This window comes from Neobacillus sp. FW104-15D2 (genome assembly GCF_058790155.1).
In genome coordinates, this window is record NZ_JBYTCJ010000005.1 from 119,428 (window position 1) to 140,888 (window position 21,461).

Sequence of the window (21,461 nt, forward strand, 5' to 3'; positions counted from 1 at the left end):
AAAGGAAATTAGGTAAGGTATAAAGAAAAGTAATAGCAGCAGGCAGCTCCTTATACAATTAGAAAAAAGGATGTCATAAAAATAAAGAAGATGCGGCCACTGTTATTTATTTTACTTCCGGTATCTTTAGGTTTAGTTACCATTGGGCGATGATATCGAACAAGAAAATAAAAGGTGAAGCGAAAGTACGATTGACCATTACAATAAAAATACAAAGTCTGCGATATTAGATTGGGGGATAAGTATGACTTTCGTAGAAAAGAAAAAAATAAGGCTGGAAAAACGGAAGTATTCAAGGGACATAAGGCGTGAAGGTAAGAAAGAAAGATGGTGGTGGTCTGCTGGGGATTTTTTGGTTGATATAATGTTTGAACTTGGTGAATACATAATAATTGGATTCGTACATTTAATAAGAATGATTGCAGCTTTTCTCCATCATGCTCATTAGTAAATATTCGTACTAAATAGGAAGGCAGTGCCGATAAAGCACTGCCCTTTCATTATAGATTTTCAATTGTCCCAGGCTTTGCTTCTCGTTTTTTTCCTTGTGCAGCTATTGCTTCCTTTATGCCTGGCAAATCTTCATTGGTTTTCGTTTCCCAAATACTATATTTTACAGTGTTTTGTTGATTTTCTTTCTCCATAAATTCTGCACCTCCACTTTTTATCGTTTCAATAAGAACTAAAAATATTCAGCATGCTGCAAAATGCATATGATAGTGGTAATTAAAAAATTAAATTTTTGACCCGTATCTTTTTCTGCTTCTCCATGCGTTATAAAGGCAGAGAGGTTAATAAGGAGTGAAATAAATGAAAGCCAGCAAAAGGAAAACAGTCAGAAAGTCGGATTCACTGGATATGGAGATCTGCCATTTAAATGACTTATATAGGGGCTTAAAAAGATACTCCTTATTTCTTACCAAGGATAAATGGGAAGCGGATGATCTCGTACAGGAAGCTGTCCTAAAGGCCATTCAGTCTTATGAGCCGTCAGAAATTAGTCCTGCCTTATTAAACAAAATAGCCTACCATCATTGGATTGACTCCATAAGAAAGAGAAAGAAAGAGACAATTGGAATACCAGAAGATGTCTTAGCGGGTAATGAGGAGACTTTAAGGTCCGGCGTAATTATAGATGTTGTTAAACAACTCCTTAGCAGCCTGACACCAAAACAAGCGGTTATCTTTATCCTGAAGGAAGCTTTCCAATATAAAACGAGGGAAATTGCCTCAAGGCTGGATACTGCAGAGACGGCTGTAAAGGCTGTCCTTTACAGGGCGAAAAAACGGCTTGAAAAAGAAAGAATGGAACAGCCGTTGGATTGGTTAAATAATGAGCAAGAAAGAGAATTGTTGTTTCAGTTACTTTATGATTCTCTTGCCTTACAGGATCCGGAACCACTCATCAACTCCATATCAGTGCTTCCTTCTTTTGCTGATGCAACAAAGCTGGCTAAATCAGCGCGCTCCAGCTCACCTCTCAATATGTACTGTCTGGCAGCATAAAAAAGGGAGGAAAATTTATGAGTACTATTCCTTATGTAATTGAACAATCAAGCCATGGTGAACGCTCCTACGATATTTATTCGCGATTGTTAAAAGATCGCATCGTCATTATTGGTGATGAAATAAATGATCAGGTAGCGAACAGTATTATAGCGCAGCTTTTGTTTTTAGAGGCAGATAATCCTGAAAAAGATATTTCAATTTATATTAACAGCCCAGGCGGATCCACATCTGCGGGTTTTGCCATTTTTGATACAATGGAGCTCATTAAACCGGATATTAGCACGATCTGTATCGGGATGGCCGCCTCATTCGGTGCAATGCTTCTTCTTGCAGGAACAAAGGGAAAGAGATACGCACTTCCAAACAGTGAAATTATGATTCACCAGCCGCTTGGAGGTGCCAGAGGCCAGGCTACAGAAATCGAAATATCTGCCAGAAGGATTTTAAAGCTGAGGGAGCACATTAATGAAATTATTTCGGAGCGAACTGGCCAGTCAGTTGAAAAGGTCGCAAAGGATACCGACCGGGACTATTTCATGGGTGCTCAGGAAGCGTTGGAATATGGGATTATTGATAAGATTATAAGCAAGAAATCATCTTAACCCCTTTTTCTGTTCAAGTTCATTCATAGCCCGGCTACAATCTAGGGGAGCTCTGCTTCTCTTTTTTTTTATTTTTCAAACTGTGACTATTTAATTATTTTACTATTTTAAAACTTCTGTAATAGAATACAAAGGAAAGATTGTATAAAATAGTAATGATTAATAGAATCCGGGAGATGAAAAGCCTCGTGAAGTTTATAGACAGCCATATTCACTTGGATAAATATGACGAAAATGATATTAGAAAAATTGCAGAAAATCTCCCGCTGCTTCAAGGGTTAATTACAGTCTCTTCAGATATTGATTCCTGCAGGAAAAATAAAGGTCTTTCAAAACGCTATCCGAAAATAAATGCCGCCTACGGGTATCACCCAGAGCAGGTTCTACCGACTCATCAGCAGGCCGAGGAACTTCTTAACTGGATGCATCAAAATCTAGATAATATGGTGGCAGTTGGGGAGGTTGGACTTCCTTATTATTTAAAAAAAGAAAAGAAGATCACATCAAAAGAGTATGAACAGCACCTTGAATTCTTAAATACGATGATGCAAAAGGCAAAAAGCTGGGATAAAGCAATTATTTTACATGCAGTGTATGAAGATGCAGCTGTTGTGTGTGACATGCTCGAAAAGCATTCTATTAAAAAGGCACATTTTCATTGGTTTAAAGGAGATAAAAAAACAACCGAGAGAATGGCTGGAAACGGCTATTATGTTTCGGTTACACCTGATATTGTCTATAAAGAGCGAACACAGGACCTTGTCAGAGCGTATCCGCTTGAGCAAGTGATGGTGGAAACGGATGGTCCTTGGCCATTTGAAGGACCATTTCAAGGACAAAAAATATTACCGGATATAATTGTTTATTCACTTAAAGCTATATCCGATCTTAAGGGATTTCCAGTAGATGAATTGGCCGAAATCCTGCTTACTAATACTAAGCAATTTTATAGTCTATAACTTTATAATCCAAGACATTAAAATATACCAAAGGAGCTATACATATGGATATGATCCCCTCAGCTAAAATGGATCTTCTGACTACAGGAATTTTTACTGAATTAGCAGACCGAAAACAGGATTGTGTTAAAAGAGGAAAAGACGTTATTGATCTCAGTGTAGGTAGTCCAGATTTAGGGCCAACAAAGTTAGTTATGGAGACCATTGCGGAATATAGCAGGAATCCTGCGAATTATGGTTATACATTAAAAGGAACGCCTGAATTTAACGAAGCGGTAAGCTATTTTTATAAACAGCGTTATCATGTTGAGGTAAATCCACAGGACGAAGTTCTTCAGCTAATGGGTTCCCAGGATGGACTTTCCCATTTAGCTACTGCTGTCGTTAATCCCGGAGAATATGTTCTCGTTCCAGATCCCGGCTATCCCATTTATGAAGCTAGCGTGACTATTGCCGGAGGATTAATTTATCCAATGCCTTTATTGCAGGAAAATAAATTTCTGCCCAAATTGGAGGACATTCCATCTGAAGTTTTAAATAAAACGAAAATGATGATTCTCAGCTATCCAGGAAACCCCGTAACAGCGTTAGCGGATGAGGAGTTTTTTGAAAAAGTAGTAGAGTTTGCCAAGCTCCATCAAATTCTTGTTGTTCATGACTTTGCTTATTCTGAGCTTATTTTCGATAATAATCCGCAAATTAGTTTTCTTTCTGTTGAAGGTGCTAAAGAAGTTGGGATTGAATTTAACTCTTTATCAAAAACGTTCAATATGGCCGGCTGCAGAATTGGTTATGTGCTTGGGAATGCAAAAGCAATTAGTATCCTATCATCTCTGAAATCTCATATGGACTATGGAGTTTTCCTGCCGATTCAAAGAGCGGCTGAAAAAGCCCTCATCTCTGATTTTTCTGTTCTCGATGACCAGGTGAAATTATATGAAGACCGCCGAAACACCTTAATTGACGGTCTTAATAAAAGCGGATGGAGGGTGCAGTCATCCCCCGCTACCATGTTTGTCTGGGCCAAAATTCCATCAGGCTGGACGTCCCGCCAATTTGCTTTTGAATTGATGGAAAAAGAGGGAGTGGCAGTCGTCCCTGGGGATGCTTTTGGCAAACAGGGAGAAGGGTATGTGCGTATGGCACTGGTTCAGCCGCCACATAGACTTGCTGAGGCAGCAGATAGGATCCAGAAGTTCCTTTCAACCAATCCTTCTGAAAAGTTAGTAGAAATATAAAAATAGAAGAAGATACCCTGGTTATGTCTTTTTCTTGCGAAATATTTTTATAATCGGTATGATACAAGTATTGAATTTTATAGTAATCCTTATCAAGAGTGGTGGAGGGAGTGGCCCTGTGAAACCCGGCAACCGCTGTTTTTTTAACAGAATGGTGCTAAGTCCTTAAGAGCATATTGTTCTTAAAGATGAGGAGGAGTATGTCATCCAACTCTTCCTTTACCAGGGAGAGTTTTTATTTTACTAAGAAAGCAGGGACTAAAATGTCAGAATTTAAAAATTTGCATGAAACATCAAAACAGCCGCCTTTTCGCGCTGACCAGGTTGGGAGTCTTTTAAGACCGTCTACAATAAAGAAAGCTCGCGAACAGAAAGCATCTGGAGAAATATCATTGGAACAATTGCGCAATATAGAAAACGATGAAATTGTAAGAATCGTAAATAAACAAAAGGAAATTGGGCTAAAAGCAGTTACCGATGGAGAATTCCGCCGTGCCTGGTGGCACTTCGATTTCCTTGAAGGTCTTGATGGAGTAGAGGGTTATAATTCAGAAAACGGGATTCAATTCCACCAAAAACAAACTAGTTCCCGTGGGATTAAAGTTACCGGGAAACTGGATTTTACTAGTCATCCAATGATCGAGGATTTCAAATTTTTACATAGTATTGCTGGAGAACATACAGCTAAGATGACTATCCCAAGTCCAAGTATGCTTCATTTCCGAGGGGAAGTGGAAAAAAGTGCGTACAGTGACAATGAGGAATTTTTTCATGATTTAGGTTTAACGTACAAAAAAGCACTTCAATCCTTTTACGATGCAGGATGCCGTTATCTTCAGCTAGATGATACCTCCTGGGCTTACCTCTGTTCTGATGAGCAAAAGGAACAACTTCGTGCAAAAGGCATGGACCCCGACTATCTTGGTGAAATATATTTAAAAACCTTGAACGAAGCTGTTGCAGGACGTCCCGAGGATATGAAAATCACCATGCATATCTGCCGCGGAAATTTCCGTTCTACCTGGATTTCCTCTGGAGGATACGAGCCTGTTGCGGAAAAATTATTTGCCGGTTTAAATATTGATGGATTCTTCCTGGAATATGACAGCGATCGTGCAGGCGGCTTTGAACCACTTCGATTTGTAAATAGACCAGATTTAAATATTGTTCTTGGATTAATTACATCTAAATTCGGTGAACTCGAGAAAGCGGATGAAATAAAACGCCGTATTGAAGAAGCAGCAAAATTTGTTGATTTAAACCAGCTTTGTCTTAGCCCGCAATGTGGATTTGCTTCCACGGAAGAGGGTAATATGCTAACAGAAGATCAGCAATGGGCTAAGCTTCAGCATGTTGTAAATATTTCAAACGATGTATGGAAGTAAATACAGAAATAAGAAACGATTTATTTTAAGAATTCTAGATATTGGGAAAGGGTAACCTACAAAAGCTATATAAAGGTAATTCTTTAAAACTCAATAATCGACGCAGGCTAATTTTTAGCAGCCAAAAAACCGAAAAGGAGAGAGGTATATGCAAAAAAGAAAGCTTGGAAATACAGGTCTAGAGGTGTCAGCAATTGGATTAGGCTGTATGGGGATGTCTGATTTTTATGCAGATCGCAATGACGAAGAATCGATCAAAACAATCCAGCATGCACTTGATCTTGGCGTCAATTTTCTTGATACTGCTGATATGTATGGTGTGGGTAAAAACGAAGAGCTTGTAGGACAAGCCATCAAAGGAAGAAGAGATCAAGTCATTCTGGCTACAAAATTCGGAAATGTTCGCTCAGAGGACGGAACCTTTCTTGGTGTAAATGGAAAACCGGAATATGTAAAGCAAGCATGTGATGCCAGCCTTCGCCGACTTGGCGTGGATTACATTGACCTATACTATCAGCATAGAGTGGATCCTAATACCCCTATCGAAGAAACAATTGGTGCTATGGCTGAACTGGTTAAGGAAGGGAAAGTTCGATATCTAGGCATGTCGGAGGCAGCCCCAAATACTATTCGTACTGCTCATAAAATTCATCCTATTACAGCTCTGCAAACAGAGTATTCCTTATGGAGCCGTGATGTTGAAGAGGAAATTTTACCAACTGTAAGAGAACTAGGAATTGGGTTTGTGCCTTACAGCCCATTAGGCAGAGGATTCTTAACCGGACAAATCCAAAAATTCGAAGATTTGGCTGAGGATGATTACCGGAGATTTTCTCCTCGTTTTCAAGGGGAAAACTTTTCCCACAACATTGAGCTTGTGAATAAGATTAAAGAAATTGCAGAAGAAAAGGGCTGTGAGCCTTCTCAGCTTGCATTGTCCTGGCTGCTTGCCCAGGGGGAAGACATTGTACCAATCCCAGGCACAAAAAAGCGTAAATATCTCGAGATAAACGTTAAGGCAGTTGAGGTACAGCTTACGGAAGAAGATCTCTCCCGAATTAATAAAGCTGCACCTCAGGGAGCCGCTTCTGGTCTGCGATACCCTGAGGCAACCATGAAAGGTGTAAACCTATAATGACCTATAAGTTAAATGGGATTAATGTACTGGTTACCGGGGCCTCCAGCGGCCTCGGTTTCTCCATGGCTGAGGCATTACTGAAAGCAGGTGCGACAGTGGCATTAGCGTCCAGGCCGGGCAGCAGGCTGGATGAGGCCGTAAGCAGGCTGCAAAACGAAGGGTTTAATGCAGTAGGTCTTCCTTTAGATGTCCGTTCAGAGCATTCAGTGGAAGAGGCGGTTCAATGGGTAAAGGGTAATTGGGGAAGGCTTGATGTATTGATTAACAATGCTGGCATTGGAATGCGGACGGTAAATCCCCGCTTTTTAGTCGAACCCCAGCCCTTTTATGAAGTTACTCCTGAAGGTTTCAGGGATTTGATTGATACCAATCTCACAGGCTATTTCCTGGTTTCGAGAGGATTTGCGCCTTTAATGATAGAACAGGGAAAAGGGAGAATTATTAATATTTCGATGAACCACGAAACAATGAGAAGAAAAGGATTCGTTCCTTATGGCCCTTCGCGTGCAGCAACAGAATCTCTTTCTCATATTATGGCTGAGGATTTAAAAGAGTATGGAATATCTGTTAACATGCTTTTACCAGGAGGAGCTACTGTAACTGGGATGATCCCAGAGGAAATCAAAGCAGAAATAGAATCTCAGTTCCAATTATTAAAACCAGATATTATGGGTGAACCGGTTGTATTTTTAGCTTCCTCTGCCGCAGAAGGAATAACAGGAGAACGAATTTCTGCGATCAACTTTAAAGGCTGGCTGGAATCTATTAAGAAATAAACAAAAAGACCCTTATGGGTCTTTTTGTTTAAGCAGCAGTATGCTTAGATAATTTAGGATTTTTAATCTTTGATATCAATAAAATGATCCCGCTTAGAATCAATAATCCACTGGTGCTATAGAATACAGCTGAGAAACCGAAATAGCCTGAAACAAAACCGCCAAGCATGGGGCCAAAAATATTACCCAAAAAGCGGAGGCTAGTATTATATCCTAAAACTTCGCCCTGCATGGCTATAGGGGCCTCCTGCCGGATGTATGCTATCCGAACAGGAATAATTCCTCCAATTGTTATACCAAGAGCAAAGCGGATAATAACCAACTGCCAAAACTCAGTGACGCCAGCTCCTGGCAGGTAAACGAGCCCGGCCAAAAAAAGAAGGATGATAAGAATTTTAATGTAGCCATACTTATCTGCAATTTTGCCCCAATTCCTGGACATTATTAGATTCCCAAGACCGGCTGCAGAAAAGGCAATCCCCGAAAAAAATGCGACATTTGTTTTTCCATGAAGATCACTAACAAATAGAGACAGTATTGGTTGTATACTGAAGTGTGCTACCTGGACGAGAGCAGATATGAACAAGACTGTTAACAGGATGGGGTTTTTTACAATATGAGCTATGACTTCCTTGCTTGAATAATGTGATTTAGTTCCTCTAGTGGCACTTATTCTGTATTCCCTAGTAGCAAATACAAGAATGGCGGAAATAAAAATTGATATGGAAGTCCATTTAAACGTTGTTGAATAGCCAAGTGAATCAGCAAGAATGCCGCCAAGCATTGGACCCAATAGCGATCCGGTTATACTTCCGGTCTGAAGAGTCCCAAGGACACGTCCGGCAATTTCCTTTGGAGTTTGTGTAGAAATAAAAGCCTGTGACATAGGGATAAAGCCAGAGAAAAAGCCCATGAAAAAGCGGAGGAAGAATAATTCCCATACCGAATTCACAAATCCCATTAATAGAATGGATACTCCCATACCAATTCCACAAATAATCAGGATTTTTTTCCTTCCATAAAGATCACCGATTTTTCCCCAAACAGGTGAAAAAATAAATGCTGAGACGAAGGTTACGGCAAATGTTAAGCCGGACCAATGCTGAACATATGTTTCGGAATATTTACCGAAGGACTCAATATACAACGAAATAAACGGCATGACCATCGTCATACTCCCGCCAATAAAGAAGTTGGCGAACCACATAATGAATAAATTCCGCCTGCCGTTTTCCTGTAAATTCAATGGATGAACACTTCTTTCTTTTTTATATTTCGGTTCACTAAATATTATAATAACGAAATTTTTTAAAAATTAAAAGCGAGAAGGTCAATTAGTCCTCTTCTAATCGTTTAAATTTAACTTATCTCTTATGGTTATTTTCAAACGTTAAATTACTACGTTTTCAAAGTTGTTTATATATTGAACTCGTATATCTTTCGGTTTAGCTCTTCATACTAAATTCAAGAAAAACTTTTGGAGGAAAAAATATTGGCAAATAAACCGATTATTATACACGCTCTTATCAACGGAAAAAAGGTGCTACAGAGAAAAACTTTTCACGCGAAAACCCCGCACATCCAGATGAAATAGTAGGATATGCACCGGTAAATACAAAGGAAGAGGCTGTCAGAGCAATTGAAGCCGCATATAATGCGTTTGAAAAGTGGGCATGGGGTTCAGTTGATGACCGTATTGAGAGGATGCAGAGAGCTATCCAAAAAATAAAGGATGCTACTCCTGAAATTGCAGAGCTATTATCAAGGGAACATGGCAAGGCACTTTACGACTCACAGGGTGAAATTGCGGTTTCATTAATGTGGATGGAGTATGCCTGCAGCGTTATAAAGGAAGTTACTGAAAAACAAGAACTAGAACATGATAATGGGCGAACTATTATTACATTTGATCCTGTTGGTGTAGTTTCAGCAATTACGCCCTGGAACTATCCCATTTCCTTATCTACCATAAAAATTGCTCCTGCTCTATTAACCGGAAATACGATGGTGCTAAAGCCCAGCCCATTTGCTCCGCTTGCAGTAAGTCGAGTAGTTGAAATTATTGCTTCTGAATTTCCACCCGGAGTCCTCAACCTTGTTCATGGAGAAGCTGATGTAGGTGTAGAGCTGACCTCCAATGCTAAGGTAGCAAAAATTGCTTTTACAGGCGGTACTAAAACAGCCAAAAGTATCATGAAGGCTGCTTCAGATACCATTAAGAAGATGACTCTGGAGCTTGGTGGCAATGATGCTGCTATTGTCCTGCCAAGCTTTGATGTAAACGACAACCGTGCAATGCGCAGAATGGTTATTTCAAACTTTCTGACTGCGGGACAAATCTGTATGATTGCCAAACGGGTGTACGTTCACCGTTCCATATACGATGCATTTGTCGAGAGATATATTGAAGCAGCAAATAAATGGATTCGCGTAGGGGATCCATTTAATCCAGAAGTAACTGTGGGACCTGTAAATAATCGTAATCAGGTGAAATATGTAAAAAGCCTTATTGATGACGCCGAAAGCAAGGGAGCAAAAGTGATCAAGCTAGGAAAAATCCTAAATCCAGAGCTTATGGACAATGGCTATTTCCTTCAGCCAACATTAGTTTTGAATGCAGACTATCACGATCCTATTGTAGTAGAAGAGCAATTTGGGCCAACGGTTCCCATTCTTCCTTTTGATGATGAAGAGCAGGTCATTCAACTACATAATGAAAGTATATATGGTCTGACAAGTTCTGTTTGGGGAGAAGAGGAACACGCAATCAGTGTTGCCCGCAGAATAGAGGCAGGCACAACTATGATTAATACCGCTGCCATTCAAGGCCTAGATGTTCGATTCCCATTTGGAGGAGTCAAGCAATCTGGGGTTGGCCGTGAATACGGCAAAGAAGGCTTAAAGTCTTATCTAGAGACACATGTAATTAATATACCTAAAAACCTTGAGCTTCCGTACATCCCTGAGTAGTGTTGTGTATTAGCCCTATCAAACGTAAAGAAGGGTTCATTTTATTGAATCCTTTTTTGCCTTTTAATAATTTTTCATTTGACATTTTTAACTGTATATATTAAAGTTACAGTATGAACTGGTGGAAGGGATTTGAATAAAGATGAACAGTGATTTTGTCATTGCTTCACATAGTCTTGTTTTATTAGCTAACTTACCTGACCACATGGCTAATAGTGACACTATTGCAGAAAATGTGTGTACGAATCCTGCCCGGGTCCGAAAGGTAATGAGCACCTTACGCAAAAAAGGTTTTGTGAGGACGAAGGAAGGGATAGGCGGGGGTTACATTTTAAATTGCAACCCAGAAAAAACCACTTTATCTCAAATTTATCTTGCCATTTCCACTGGATCTCTTAAACCTAACTGGTGTACAGGTGACCCAGAACAGAAATGTGTTATTTCTTCCAATGCCCAGAATGTAATGGACCAGATTTTTTATGAGTCCGAGATGCATCTGCAATCTTATTTAAATGAAATTACAATAAGCAGCGTACTTGAGAGAATAAAAAGCCTTGATTAGAATTAATGCTTTTTCGGCTGGAAACTGTATATTTTTTTATAACATTTTGCCGCTGCGTTAATTTTTTCTCTTTTATCTCGAATTAAAAATAGTGTCATTCAAAAGATCACTTTTTATTAATTAAAACTTCCCAATGGAGTGTGTTGAAATTATGGTAAATCTATATACAACACCAAGCTGCACTTCTTGCAGAAAAGCAAAAGCCTGGCTTGAGGAAAATCAAATTGATTACATTGAAAGAAACATATTATCTGAACCTCTTACAGTTAATGAAATTAAGTCTATTCTGCGTATGACAGAAGAGGGTACTGATGAAATCATTTCTACAAAATCAAAAACGTTTCAAGAGTTGAATGTAGACCTTGATGCACTTCCGCTGCAGGAGTTATATAAATTGTTAATGAATCATCCTACGATGCTTAGAAGGCCTATTATTCAGGATGAGAAAAGATTACAGGTTGGTTATAACGAGGAAGAAATTCGAAGTTTTTTACCTCGGAGACTTCGTACGTTTATTAGCATTGAACAGTCAGCATTAGCAAATTAATATAGAGGCAATTAATAAAACTTTTAGTTAGGAGGAGATTAAATGGTAGAAGTCATTGTAACGGTAAATTTTAAAAACAAAAATTATCAAACCAATGTACTCGTCACTAAGGATCTGAGCTGGGAGAAAATCAGGCTTCTAGCAGAAGAACAAGTTTCAAAACAGTGGGGTATGTAATAGAAATTTTTGGACTTCGTATAATTCAAATGTAATTAAAAAAGTTACAGAAATCAGCAATTTGACTGATTTCTATTTTTTTGCCATGCATTTATTGAAATGAAAAGCAAAATATAAAATTGGGACTTTGTTATACGCCAGATCTGCAAAGCAATTAAGTTTGTTTAGAATGCTCTTATTGTTACTATTAATATGATACTTCATCAAGAAAGGACAATTTAAATGTCAAATATACAAATACCTGTATCGGTCTTAAATCTGGCACCTATTCGTAAAGGACAGGGGCCTAAAGAAGCTATTGACGCAATGGTTGATTTAGCGCAAGCGACTGAAAAAATGGGCTATACTCGCTATTGGGTAGCGGAACATCATAACACACCAACTCTTGTAAGTTCCTCTACTTCCATCTTAATTAAACATATCCTGGAGCATACGGAAAACATTCGTGTTGGCTCCGGAGGAATTATGCTGCCAAACCATTCGCCTTTAGTAGTAGCAGAACAATTTGGAACAATGGCTACCATTTACCCAAATCGTTTGGATTTGGGCCTTGGCCGGGCACCAGGGACCGATATGATGACAGCTAATGCATTAAGAAGATCACAAAATGATTCTGTCTATACCTTCCCTGAAGATGTTAAAGCTTTACTTACGTATTTCGGGCCTGCAGAGAGGCAAAGTTACGTAAAAGCATATCCAGGAGTAGAGACTGGCGTTCCTTTATATATCCTCGGTTCATCGACTGATTCTGCCTATTTGGCAGCTAAGCTAGGTTTGCCTTATGTATTTGCGTCACACTTTGCACCAAGATACATGGAAGAAGCCATTTCCATCTATCGGAGCCGATTCCAGCCATCTGAATATCTGGAATCTCCTTATATGATTGTTTGCCTTAACGTGGTAGGGGCGGAAAGTGTTGAAGAAGCAAAATACGAATCAACAACCATGCAGCAATTTTTCCTTAATGTTGTTCGCGGTTCTCAAAATCCTTTAAGTCCTCCAGTAGAAAACATGGATTCATTATGGAGCCTGCCAGAGAAAGAAATGGCAAAATCAATGTCCAGTGTAACATTGCTGGGAGATAAAGACTCTATTCGAGAACAGCTCAGCAGTTTTCAGGAAAAGTATAATGTTGATGAACTTATGGCAGTTTCTTATATTTTTGATCCTGAAAAACAAAAACGTTCATATGAAATATTAAGAGAAGTAGTTGAAGGGAAATAAAAGATATCTATTTGTAAAAAAAACAACCACTGGAATCTGGTGAAGTACCCAAAAAGTCGAAATGTAAAAAAATCGGAGTTGTTTCCATAGGAAATAGCTCCCTTTTTTTTCGTTTGTTACGTTACGCTTATTCACTTGACATGAGGCCTTTTATAAATAATTTTCTAGCAAGGAGACAAGTAACAATACAACTAGCTCCCTGACAACCGTCTCATGCATTGCTCCATATCAAGTTGTTCTTTTCCATCATTCGGTTATTAGGCTTAAGGGGAGCATTTCCTTACGAAGCAAGTTAAGCTTACCGGAGACTGTTTATTTGAATGAAAGTCCTACTTCTTTTAAAAGGATAGATTCCATCCTCGCTTTTTATATCCTATGACCGAAACGTTCGTTCTGTTTTTCCTATAAAAAATCACCCCTAAGTTTCAATGTTGCCCATTTGGGTTTTTTTCAACATCTACTTTAAGGGGTGAACTAAAACAGGGGGGTTTTTGGCAGAATTTTTTAATGCTAAATAAAGTGTTATATTGGCACACGTTTTTAGTCGAAGCGGAAGGTGCGAGATGTCCGACATTTCTATCGTATTTCCTTGTGTGGTGATTAATTTGCTATGAAAATAAAATTTCTGAGCGATTATCCTATGACCAGCCTCAAACACAGCAAAAAAGAAATTTCTCCTTGCAACAAGACTCTCAGAGACAAATCGCATAAGTAATAACAAGGAGAAATTTTTTGCCAGCGAGAGATGGATTCAAGAACATAACAAGGATTTGTACTTGAACCAGTTTTTCGGAAGAGCGGTAAGGGCAGGCACACAATACAGAGTATGCTCTATGCCCTTTTGGAAAGCGAGTGCAGGAATCGGAAAAATCCAGCAGACAAATTTCTACAATTACAATTCATCTATTAGGCTTTTATTTATACATATATTCCCTGGTCCACGGGACTGAGTTGTTGGTTCCCTTTGTAAAAATAAATTGAGATAAATCTATATTGCCTGTTTCGAAAGAGGCTGCACAAGCATTTAGATACAATCTCCACATACGGATAAAGCGTTCATCTTTTGTCTTTCTTACTTCTTCAAGGACATTCTCAAAGTTTTGAGCCCAATGCTCCAATGTTTTGGCATAGTGTCTTCTTAAACTTTCAAGATCAATTAAGCAGAATTTTTCCTCTGTCATATGACCAACAAGTTCCCCCACCGCAGGAATGTAACCGCCAGGGAAAATATATTTATCAATCCAGGCATTGTTTCCGCCTTCAAATGGAGAGGAAATCGTATGCAGTACAGATAAACCACCGTCATTTAACAGTTCATTTACTTTTTGAAAGTATTCCTGTAAATGATCTTTTCCTACATGCTCCAGCATTCCCACACTAACTATCCGGTCAAATTTCCTTTTCTTTAATTCCCGGTAATCAAGCAGCTGAACATCGATTTTATCCTCGAGATTTTCGGCAATAATCCGTTCATTTACCCGTTCAAACTGTTCCTCTGATAAAGTGATTCCTGTTGCTTTTACTCCATAATTTTTAGCTGCCGTTATGATTAGTTCACCCCAGCCGCAGCCAATGTCGAGTAAAGATTGGCCTTCGAGCAGGTTAAGCTTTTTTAAAATATGGGACACTTTATTTTGCTGTGCAGTTTTAAGAGAATCTTCAGGAGTTTTAAAATACGCGCAAGAATATGTCAAGGTTTCATCCAGCCATAGCCTGTAAAAATCATTACCAATATCATAGTGAAAAGCAACATTTTCTTTACTTCTTTTGGTATTATTAGAGAGTTTTTTCAATAAATGTGCGTAAAGCTTGCTATTCGATAGAAAGCTTTCCTGTTTTCTGTACATAGAGGAGACCAGCTTTTGTAAATCTCCCTCTATGTCGATCACTCCATTCATATAAGCTTCACCAAATGCAATGGAAGGGTTTTGAATTAGTTCAGCTTTGGGGATTATTTCATGGAAGATAAGCTTAAACTGGGGAATTCCAGTCCCATACTGAACCTGTTCACCATCCCAGAAAGTGATTTCTATAGGATCAGAGAAAGTATTTTTTAGCATATTTTTATAAAAGAGTTTATCAATCACTTCAAAGCACCTCGGTAAATGAATTAAGTTCCTAACTATAAATTGCGCCAATTATAAGTTTGCGTTAAACGATACATTATTATGTTAGTTGTACTATGCAACTAACATAATAAATTTTACTCTTATTACGAAAAAAAAAACAAACATTTTGATTCGACGGCAAATAATACTACAAAAAACCATTCACATGAATACTTCTCAAGTATCTGTTAAAATGAAACAAGTTTGTCTAATCTCAATAGACTGTCAGAAAGGGACTTGAAATGAATACTTCACTAGAAATGCTGATACACTTGTTTGAGCGGGCGGCACTCTTATTTATCTGTCTGTTTTTTATGATAAGAATTCCAAGGTTAAGGGAATCCTTCCAAAAAGATAGGCTTTCTCCTATTGAATTAAGCATCATGACCATCATTTTTTGCGCCTTTGCCATCTTTGGGACCTACTCAGGGATAAACGTTGAAGGCTCTCTTGTAAATGTAAGGATCGTCGCCGTTATATCTGGCGGTATTTTGTTTGGGCCCTGGGTCGGCATTATAACGGGGTTAGTTTCTGGTGTTCACCGTTATTTGATTGATACCGGCGGAATTACATCTGTACCCTGCTTGATTACAAGCATACTTGCTGGGATAGTTTCTGGATATATTAACCGCAAGGTAAAAAAATCACATCGTTGGATTTATGGAATTGCAGCAGGAATGATATGTGAAATCATGACGATGCTTCTCATTCTATTATTTGCGGATCCCTATAAACTAGGATTCGACATTGTCTCAAAAATCGCTTTTCCCATGATTGCAGGCGAACTGAGTGTTGGATTAATCATATTGCTTGTCATGAGTGTGGAAAATGAAAAAGAAGTGATTGCGGCAAGACAGGCGAAATTAGCTCTGGAAATTGCCAATAAAACACTTCCTTATTTTCGTTCTGTAAATTCAGAATCCCTTAAGAAAATTTGCACTATCATTAAGGAGGATATTAAGGCGGATGCTGTTGCAATAACGGATACACGAAATGTACTAGCTTATGTAGGTTATGGAGAGGAAAGATATAAAATTGGGGAAGAAATCATCAGCGATTTAACAAGGGAAGCTATTTATACCGGTAAAATCACCATTAGCAACAAGGTGGCTGACCAGAATACACCTCAAATGGAGTATCTCCTCATTATGCCCTTCGAGGAAAGAGGAGAAGTAACTGGAACCCTAAAGGTATTTTATCGTAAAGCGTCCAAAATGACTTATCCGCTTAAAACAATGGCAATCGGGCTATCTCAAATGATTTCTACCCTTATGGAAGTATCCCGGATTGAACAGATTAAGGAAGCCGCCAACAAAGCAGAAATGAAGGCGCTCCAGACAAGAATTAATCCTCATTTTTTGTTTAATGCCCTAAATGCTATTGCATCCACGACTCGAAAGGATCCGGAAAAAGCAAGGGAACTCATTCACAACCTTTCTGGCTTTATGCGCTTTAATATTGAAGTTAACGATGAGTTAATTCAGATAAAGCAGGCGCTTGAACAGGTACGTGATTATGTAGAAATTGAAAAAGTCAGATTTGGTGCGCGTCTTCAAGTTGTCTATGACATTGACGAAGTGGATATTTTTATTCCAAGTCTGCTTATCCAGCCTCTCGTAGAAAATGCGATAAACCATGGGATACTAAAAATAAAAGGGCCTGGGACAGTAACAATTGCCGTTAAAGATTTGATTGATAAAGTTCGTATAAGCGTTAAGGATACAGGAGCGGGTATCGATAAAGAAGTGGTGGAAAACCTTTACCATGACAATGTCCCAAAGAAACAAATTGGTTTGTACAATGTACATCAGAGGGTCAAGCTAATATACGGTGAGGGACTGGTAATCAAACGATTATCCCCTGGAACAGAAATTTATTTTGATATAGCAAAGGTGAAAAAATGAAAGCAATTATTGTGGAAGACGAAATACCTGCACGTGAAGAATTGGAGTATTTAGTCAAAGAATATAGCAGCATTGAAATAACAGACAGCTTTGATGATGGGCTGGATGTACTGAAATTTTTACAGGAGAGCGAAACAGATGCCATCTTCCTCGATATTAATATCCCATCTCTTGATGGCATGCTGCTGGCTAGCAACATTAGTAAATTTGCAAAGAGACCCTTTATTATATTTACAACAGCTTATAAGGAACATGCAGCCAAGGCTTTTGAGCTGGAGGCTTTTGATTATATTTTAAAACCCTATAACGAAAAGAGAATAGCCGCCATGCTAAGCAGACTGGAAGCTGCATTTGACCAATCTCAAATTGGGATAACGGGAAAAAAAGAAGTAACACATCCTCCAGAACGCGAAGGAATCCCCGGAGTAGCTGGCAGAGTAAATCTGCGTAAGAACGATAAAATTATTGTTACAGATGTAAATGATATTTATTATGCCTCTGCGAGTGAGAAGGTGACATTAGTATATACACGGAATGAGGAATACGTCATGCATATGAGTATATCTGAATTTCATTCACAGCTCCCGCCTAATCTTTTTTTTCAATGCCATCGTTCCTATACAGTTAATTTAGCGAAAATCAATGAGATTGTGCCATGGTTTAATCAAACCTATATGCTCCGTCTGGCTGATATTAAAGCGGAAATACCAGTTAGCAGAAGCAAGGTGAAAGCGTTTAAACAAATAATGCGATTATAGGAGCAATTCATTCCGTAATCTAGCCATTTCATTCTGAAACCGATTTCATTTATATATTCGGAGGTATAATTTCGTTATAAGGCGGCGCCACAAAAGCCGCGGACTAACAAACACCTAAGAGTTTACCCGAATAGAAGAGAGGGATTCTGAATGAAAAAAGGTAAAACAAATCGATGGCTTATTGTATTAGGTACAATTATTGTACAAATGGGTTTAGGAACAATTTATACTTGGAGCTTATTCAACCAGCCGCTTGTTGAAAAATTTAACTGGCAGTTAAGCTCGGTTGCCATTACTTTTTCAATCACAAGCTTTGCCTTGGCTATTTCAACGCTATTTGCAGGAAGGCTTCAAGATAAATGGGGCATCCGGCGGTTAATTGGAAGCGCCGGCATTATTCTTGGAATTGGTTTAATGTTAACGTCTCAAATTTCATCCATATGGATGCTTTATATTCTTGCCGGAGCTGTAGTTGGATTTGCAGACGGTACAGCATACATTACCTCACTATCAAATCTTATTAAGTGGTTCCCTGAAAGAAAAGGACTTATTTCAGGAGTATCAGTTGGAGCCTACGGAACTGGAAGCTTGTTATTTAAGTATATAAATGGTTCACTTATTCAATCAGTGGGTGTGTCTCAAGCCTTTTTATACTGGGGAATAATTGTTATGGTCATGGTCGTTGGCGGTTCATTCCTTGTTAAAGAAGCCAAAATAGAAGACGCAACTCATAGCGCTGCAGTATCTAAACAAAAAGATTACACCGTGAAGGAAATGCTTAAAACCAAGGAAGCATATATGTTATTCATCATCTTCTTTACAGCTTGTATGAGCGGATTATATTTAATTGGTATCGTTAAGGATATCGGTGTCAGTCTTGCAGGACTGGATGTGACGACTGCAGCAAACGCCGTTGCTTTAGTAGCTATTTTTAATACTTGCGGCCGAATCATTCTTGGAGCATTATCTGATAAAGTAGGACGCTTAAAAGTTGTTTCAGGTGCTCTTTTAGTCACAGCTGCTGCTGTAACTGTATTAAGCTTTACTAGTTTAAATTATGGAACGTTTTTTGCATGTGTAGCAGGAATTGCCTTCTGCTTTGGCGGTAATATTACCATTTTCCCAGCCATTGTAGCTGACTTCTTCGGCTTGAAAAATCAAAGCAAAAACTATGGTGTTATTTATCAGGGATTCGGTTTCGGTGCTTTATTTGGAGCTTTCATCGCAGCAGCATTAGGTGGATTTGTTCCAACCTTTACCTTAATCGCGGTTCTTAACATTATCTCTTTGTTAATCGCAATGATCATCAAGGCTCCTGGTCAAGGAACTTCTAAGAGAAAACAGCAAAGAAAAGACCCTCATTTACGCGGAATGAGTCCAGATACACGAGTAAGTTAATTAAAGGATTTAATTATGTAAAAGAACCCGAATAAGGGTTCTTTTTTTCTATTGAGAAGTATATTAACATCCTTATCTATAATCTATAGCAGCTTTCCTGCTTACACTTTTCAAACATAACCCTCCAAGCTTTATCATTGCTCCCCCAAGAAACTTTTTCACCTTGGCAATCCCCTTGGAAGACCTTATTTTTCTTGGAAGATTACTAAAAATAGTCTCAAAAAAACCTCCTTAATTAAAGAAGATATGTAACCGCTTTACAAATTTTATGGTTAAAAGGTTCCGAGAATATTGATTTTTCAATGTTTTTTCAATAAAACTGTTTCGCTTGACGAAAGAAATTAACAGGTCTAATATGGGTTACGAAATGTAACCTAAGTACTAGGAAAACTGGGCTTTCGCCAAGTTCTTTAGGTGAACGCTCTAGTTTTGCTTATCACGCTAAAACGGCACATCATGTGTCTTTTCGCCTGACTAGGACATCGTGTCGGTCGTGTGTTCAGAATTAGTTGATCTTAATTCTGATTAGCAAAAAAAGCACCTTTATGATGCTTTATGTTTCTTTGAATTTCCAGCATGGGGGATGAAAAACATGGATTCAGCTACTTTTGTATTATTTGGAGGAACTGGGGATCTGGCAAAGAGAAAAATTTATCCGGCTCTCTATAACCTCTTTCTTGAAGAAAAATTACCAAAAGCTTTCTCAGTCATTGCTTTAGGAAGACGACAATTTTCAACTGGTGATTTTAATATCCATATCGAACAATCATTAACTTCTTTTTCAAGAAAGAGAATAATAGATCAGAATAAAAAAGATGAATTCCTTAAATTTTTTAGATATGTAGCACTTGATGCTGCTAAACAAGAAGACTATCAAAAACTCCTTAAAGTGATTGAACAAAGAGAAGAAGAATTAAACATTCCTCAAAACCGGATGTTCTATCTCTCAGTAGGACCTCAGTTCTTTGATATCATCACTCAAAATATTAAAGAAAGTGGATTGGGCTCTACTAAAGGCTGGAAACGGCTTATTATCGAAAAACCATTCGGCCATGATTTAAAATCGGCGCAGGAACTGAATGAGAAATTAAGCAAAGCTTTCCGTGAGAAAGAAATTTATCGTATAGACCATTACCTTGGTAAACCAATGGTACAAAATCTTGAAGCTCTTGAATTTGCCAATCCTATTTTGCAGGCACTTTGGAATAACAAATTTATTGCCAATGTCCAGATAACTGCTAGTGAAACAGTCGGGGTAGAAGATCGGGCAGGATATTATGATAAATTCGGAGCCCTTCGTGATATGGTACAAAATCATTTGCTGCAAATGGTTATGATGACGGCAATGAATTTGCCAGAAAAATTAACTGCTAACGAAATTAGAAATGAAAAAAAGAAAGTAATGGAATCCCTTCGGCCATTACAGAAAGAGGACATAGGATCTAATATTATTCGAGGACAATATACATCTGGTTCAGTTGCTGGCAACACAGTTGTTGGCTATACGGAGGAGCCAGGAGTAGAAACATCTTCTATGAATGATACCTTTATTGCAGCAAAATTATGGATTGATAATCCTTTCTGGAGTGGGGTTCCCTTTTACATTAGAACAGGAAAACGAATGAAAGAGAAATCAACTCGTATTGTAGTAGAGTTTAAAAATCCTGCAAGGGATCTTTATAGTAAGGGGGATATGAACACGCCTCCTAATTTGCTTGTGGTAGAAATTAACCCGAACGAGGGTATTTCTTTATTACTAAACAGCAAAAATCCTGTTAAAGCAGGAAAACTGGAACCAATTAAAATCGATTATATATCAAACCGCAAAGATATCCCGGAAGCATATGAATTACTTATTTATGATGCATTACGCGGGGATTCTACATTTTTTGCCCATTGGAATGAAGTAGAGCTTGCTTGGAAGTGGGTTCAGCCTATTTTGGATCAATTTAAAGAAAATAAGGTGCCTCTCCAATATTATTCTTCAGGAACAAATGGACCAGAAGCCGCAAATTTATTATTACAAGAAGATGGATTTAAATGGTGGCTTGATAAAGAGTCCGGGGAACAGGCGAAAGTTAAATTATAATTCAATCTTTCAGTAAGGTTTTAAATTTGCCGTCAGCCAATCATAAATTCAGCTAACCGAGCAAGTTGTTTTGATCAAAAAATAAAACTACTTAATATTTTGTGTTTTAGGATAGGA

The 21,461-nt window shown here is 38.4% G+C and carries 19 protein-coding genes, 1 pseudogene and 1 riboswitch; of the genes and pseudogenes, 17 read left to right on the forward strand and 3 right to left on the reverse strand.

Translation table 11 applies throughout. From position 1 onward, the window contains the following. The first annotated feature begins 244 nt into the window (after positions 1-244). Positions 245-448, forward strand: coding sequence for a hypothetical protein (locus AC3WR0_RS06335; protein WP_492551509.1), 204 nt, complete (start codon positions 245-247; stop codon positions 446-448). A gap of 52 nt (positions 449-500) precedes the next feature. On the opposite strand, the gene AC3WR0_RS06340 is transcribed toward AC3WR0_RS06335, so the two are convergent. Beyond that, positions 501-644 carry a hypothetical protein gene (locus AC3WR0_RS06340; protein WP_492551510.1) on the reverse strand — a complete coding sequence of 48 codons (144 nt, stop codon included), beginning with the start codon at positions 642-644 and terminating at the stop codon, positions 501-503. A gap of 166 nt (positions 645-810) precedes the next feature. Between AC3WR0_RS06340 and AC3WR0_RS06345 the strand changes: the two genes are divergently transcribed. The 7 genes from AC3WR0_RS06345 (at position 811) to AC3WR0_RS06375 (ending at position 7,607) form a co-directional block, all read left to right on the forward strand. After that, on the forward strand, positions 811-1,506 hold the full coding sequence (locus tag AC3WR0_RS06345) for a sigma-70 family RNA polymerase sigma factor (RefSeq protein ID WP_492551511.1): 696 nt from the start codon (positions 811-813) through the stop codon (positions 1,504-1,506). 17 nt (positions 1,507-1,523) lie between these two features. Further along, the gene (clpP, locus tag AC3WR0_RS06350; protein WP_492551512.1) at positions 1,524-2,111 is read left to right on the forward strand and encodes an ATP-dependent Clp endopeptidase proteolytic subunit ClpP; all 588 of its coding nucleotides are present in this window, start codon (positions 1,524-1,526) and stop codon (positions 2,109-2,111) included. Positions 2,112-2,299: 188 nt separating this feature from the next. Beyond that, on the forward strand, positions 2,300-3,070 hold the full coding sequence (locus tag AC3WR0_RS06355) for a TatD family hydrolase (protein WP_492551513.1): 771 nt from the start codon (positions 2,300-2,302) through the stop codon (positions 3,068-3,070). A gap of 44 nt (positions 3,071-3,114) precedes the next feature. Beyond that, positions 3,115-4,308 carry an LL-diaminopimelate aminotransferase gene (locus AC3WR0_RS06360; RefSeq protein ID WP_492551514.1) on the forward strand — a complete coding sequence of 398 codons (1,194 nt, stop codon included), beginning with the start codon at positions 3,115-3,117 and terminating at the stop codon, positions 4,306-4,308. Between the two features lie 86 nt (positions 4,309-4,394). Beyond that, positions 4,395-4,503: riboswitch (SAM riboswitch) on the forward strand. Positions 4,504-4,571: 68 nt separating this feature from the next. Continuing rightward, positions 4,572-5,693 (forward strand): 5-methyltetrahydropteroyltriglutamate--homocysteine S-methyltransferase, encoded by a 1,122-nt coding sequence (locus AC3WR0_RS06365; protein ID WP_492551515.1) that lies wholly within the window; start codon positions 4,572-4,574, stop codon positions 5,691-5,693. A gap of 148 nt (positions 5,694-5,841) precedes the next feature. Continuing rightward, complete coding sequence (locus tag AC3WR0_RS06370; protein WP_492551516.1) at positions 5,842-6,828, forward strand: aldo/keto reductase; 987 nt, start codon at positions 5,842-5,844, stop codon at positions 6,826-6,828. Then, positions 6,828-7,607 (forward strand): SDR family NAD(P)-dependent oxidoreductase, encoded by a 780-nt coding sequence (locus AC3WR0_RS06375; protein ID WP_492551517.1) that lies wholly within the window; start codon positions 6,828-6,830, stop codon positions 7,605-7,607. The genes AC3WR0_RS06370 and AC3WR0_RS06375 overlap by 1 nt, the downstream gene beginning before the upstream one ends. Positions 7,608-7,635: 28 nt before the next feature. Here AC3WR0_RS06375 and AC3WR0_RS06380 read toward each other — a convergent pair whose 3' ends face one another. Further along, positions 7,636-8,814 carry an MFS transporter gene (locus AC3WR0_RS06380; protein WP_492551570.1) on the reverse strand — a complete coding sequence of 393 codons (1,179 nt, stop codon included), beginning with the start codon at positions 8,812-8,814 and terminating at the stop codon, positions 7,636-7,638. Between the two features lie 285 nt (positions 8,815-9,099). On the opposite strand from AC3WR0_RS06380, the pseudogene AC3WR0_RS06385 reads away from it, so the two are divergent. The 5 genes and pseudogenes from AC3WR0_RS06385 (at position 9,100) to AC3WR0_RS06405 (ending at position 13,087) form a co-directional block, all read left to right on the forward strand. Then, positions 9,100-10,577 (forward strand): annotated as a pseudogene (locus AC3WR0_RS06385) (aldehyde dehydrogenase family protein). Between the two features lie 142 nt (positions 10,578-10,719). Continuing rightward, positions 10,720-11,139 carry an RrF2 family transcriptional regulator gene (locus AC3WR0_RS06390; protein WP_492551518.1) on the forward strand — a complete coding sequence of 140 codons (420 nt, stop codon included), beginning with the start codon at positions 10,720-10,722 and terminating at the stop codon, positions 11,137-11,139. Between the two features lie 151 nt (positions 11,140-11,290). Beyond that, positions 11,291-11,686, forward strand: coding sequence for a transcriptional regulator SpxA (spxA, locus tag AC3WR0_RS06395; protein WP_027319604.1), 396 nt, complete (start codon positions 11,291-11,293; stop codon positions 11,684-11,686). Between the two features lie 42 nt (positions 11,687-11,728). Then, positions 11,729-11,863: a BA3454 family stress response protein gene (locus AC3WR0_RS06400; protein ID WP_492551519.1), complete on the forward strand. Its 135-nt coding sequence runs from the start codon at positions 11,729-11,731 to the stop codon at positions 11,861-11,863. Between the two features lie 222 nt (positions 11,864-12,085). Further along, entirely contained in the window at positions 12,086-13,087 is a 1,002-nt protein-coding gene (locus AC3WR0_RS06405; RefSeq protein ID WP_492551520.1) for an LLM class flavin-dependent oxidoreductase, read from the forward strand. Positions 13,088-14,001: 914 nt separating this feature from the next. Here the strand turns inward: AC3WR0_RS06405 and AC3WR0_RS06410 are convergent. Continuing rightward, the gene (locus AC3WR0_RS06410; protein ID WP_492551521.1) at positions 14,002-15,174 is read right to left on the reverse strand and encodes a class I SAM-dependent methyltransferase; all 1,173 of its coding nucleotides are present in this window, start codon (positions 15,172-15,174) and stop codon (positions 14,002-14,004) included. Positions 15,175-15,437: 263 nt separating this feature from the next. Here AC3WR0_RS06410 and AC3WR0_RS06415 point away from each other — a divergent pair, with 263 nt between their 5' ends. The 4 genes from AC3WR0_RS06415 to zwf all read left to right on the forward strand — a co-directional run bounded on the left by AC3WR0_RS06415 (position 15,438) and on the right by zwf (position 21,344). After that, positions 15,438-17,099, forward strand: coding sequence for a LytS/YhcK type 5TM receptor domain-containing protein (locus AC3WR0_RS06415; RefSeq protein WP_492551522.1), 1,662 nt, complete (start codon positions 15,438-15,440; stop codon positions 17,097-17,099). After that, positions 17,096-17,857, forward strand: coding sequence for a LytR/AlgR family response regulator transcription factor (locus AC3WR0_RS06420; RefSeq protein ID WP_492551523.1), 762 nt, complete (start codon positions 17,096-17,098; stop codon positions 17,855-17,857). Before AC3WR0_RS06415 ends, AC3WR0_RS06420 begins: the two co-directional genes overlap by 4 nt. A 150-nt stretch (positions 17,858-18,007) precedes the next feature. After that, a complete protein-coding gene (locus AC3WR0_RS06425) occupies positions 18,008-19,255 on the forward strand; it encodes an L-lactate MFS transporter (RefSeq protein WP_492551524.1) in 1,248 nt (415 codons plus the stop codon). Between the two features lie 592 nt (positions 19,256-19,847). Next, a complete protein-coding gene (gene zwf / locus AC3WR0_RS06430) occupies positions 19,848-21,344 on the forward strand; it encodes a glucose-6-phosphate dehydrogenase (RefSeq protein WP_492551525.1) in 1,497 nt (498 codons plus the stop codon). The last annotated feature ends 117 nt before the right edge of the window (positions 21,345-21,461 follow it).

What these genes read in the sequence shown, in the direction of transcription:
- AC3WR0_RS06390 (WP_492551518.1), top strand. Translation starts at nt 10,720, where the DNA reads ATGAACAGTGATTTTGTCATTGCTTCACATAGTCTTGTTTTATTAGCT.
- AC3WR0_RS06375 (WP_492551517.1), top strand. Translation starts at nt 6,828, where the DNA reads ATGACCTATAAGTTAAATGGGATTAATGTACTGGTTACCGGGGCCTCC.
- AC3WR0_RS06415 (WP_492551522.1), top strand. Translation starts at nt 15,438, where the DNA reads ATGAATACTTCACTAGAAATGCTGATACACTTGTTTGAGCGGGCGGCA.
- AC3WR0_RS06405 (WP_492551520.1), top strand. Translation starts at nt 12,086, where the DNA reads ATGTCAAATATACAAATACCTGTATCGGTCTTAAATCTGGCACCTATT.
- AC3WR0_RS06365 (WP_492551515.1), top strand. Translation starts at nt 4,572, where the DNA reads ATGTCAGAATTTAAAAATTTGCATGAAACATCAAAACAGCCGCCTTTT.
- AC3WR0_RS06340 (WP_492551510.1), bottom strand. Translation starts at nt 644, where the DNA reads ATGGAGAAAGAAAATCAACAAAACACTGTAAAATATAGTATTTGGGAA.
- AC3WR0_RS06380 (WP_492551570.1), bottom strand. Translation starts at nt 8,814, where the DNA reads ATGTGGTTCGCCAACTTCTTTATTGGCGGGAGTATGACGATGGTCATG.
- AC3WR0_RS06400 (WP_492551519.1), top strand. Translation starts at nt 11,729, where the DNA reads ATGGTAGAAGTCATTGTAACGGTAAATTTTAAAAACAAAAATTATCAA.
- AC3WR0_RS06420 (WP_492551523.1), top strand. Translation starts at nt 17,096, where the DNA reads ATGAAAGCAATTATTGTGGAAGACGAAATACCTGCACGTGAAGAATTG.
- clpP (WP_492551512.1), top strand. Translation starts at nt 1,524, where the DNA reads ATGAGTACTATTCCTTATGTAATTGAACAATCAAGCCATGGTGAACGC.
- AC3WR0_RS06335 (WP_492551509.1), top strand. Translation starts at nt 245, where the DNA reads ATGACTTTCGTAGAAAAGAAAAAAATAAGGCTGGAAAAACGGAAGTAT.
- zwf (WP_492551525.1), top strand. Translation starts at nt 19,848, where the DNA reads ATGGATTCAGCTACTTTTGTATTATTTGGAGGAACTGGGGATCTGGCA.
- AC3WR0_RS06360 (WP_492551514.1), top strand. Translation starts at nt 3,115, where the DNA reads ATGGATATGATCCCCTCAGCTAAAATGGATCTTCTGACTACAGGAATT.
- AC3WR0_RS06425 (WP_492551524.1), top strand. Translation starts at nt 18,008, where the DNA reads ATGAAAAAAGGTAAAACAAATCGATGGCTTATTGTATTAGGTACAATT.
- AC3WR0_RS06370 (WP_492551516.1), top strand. Translation starts at nt 5,842, where the DNA reads ATGCAAAAAAGAAAGCTTGGAAATACAGGTCTAGAGGTGTCAGCAATT.
- spxA (WP_027319604.1), top strand. Translation starts at nt 11,291, where the DNA reads ATGGTAAATCTATATACAACACCAAGCTGCACTTCTTGCAGAAAAGCA.
- AC3WR0_RS06345 (WP_492551511.1), top strand. Translation starts at nt 811, where the DNA reads ATGAAAGCCAGCAAAAGGAAAACAGTCAGAAAGTCGGATTCACTGGAT.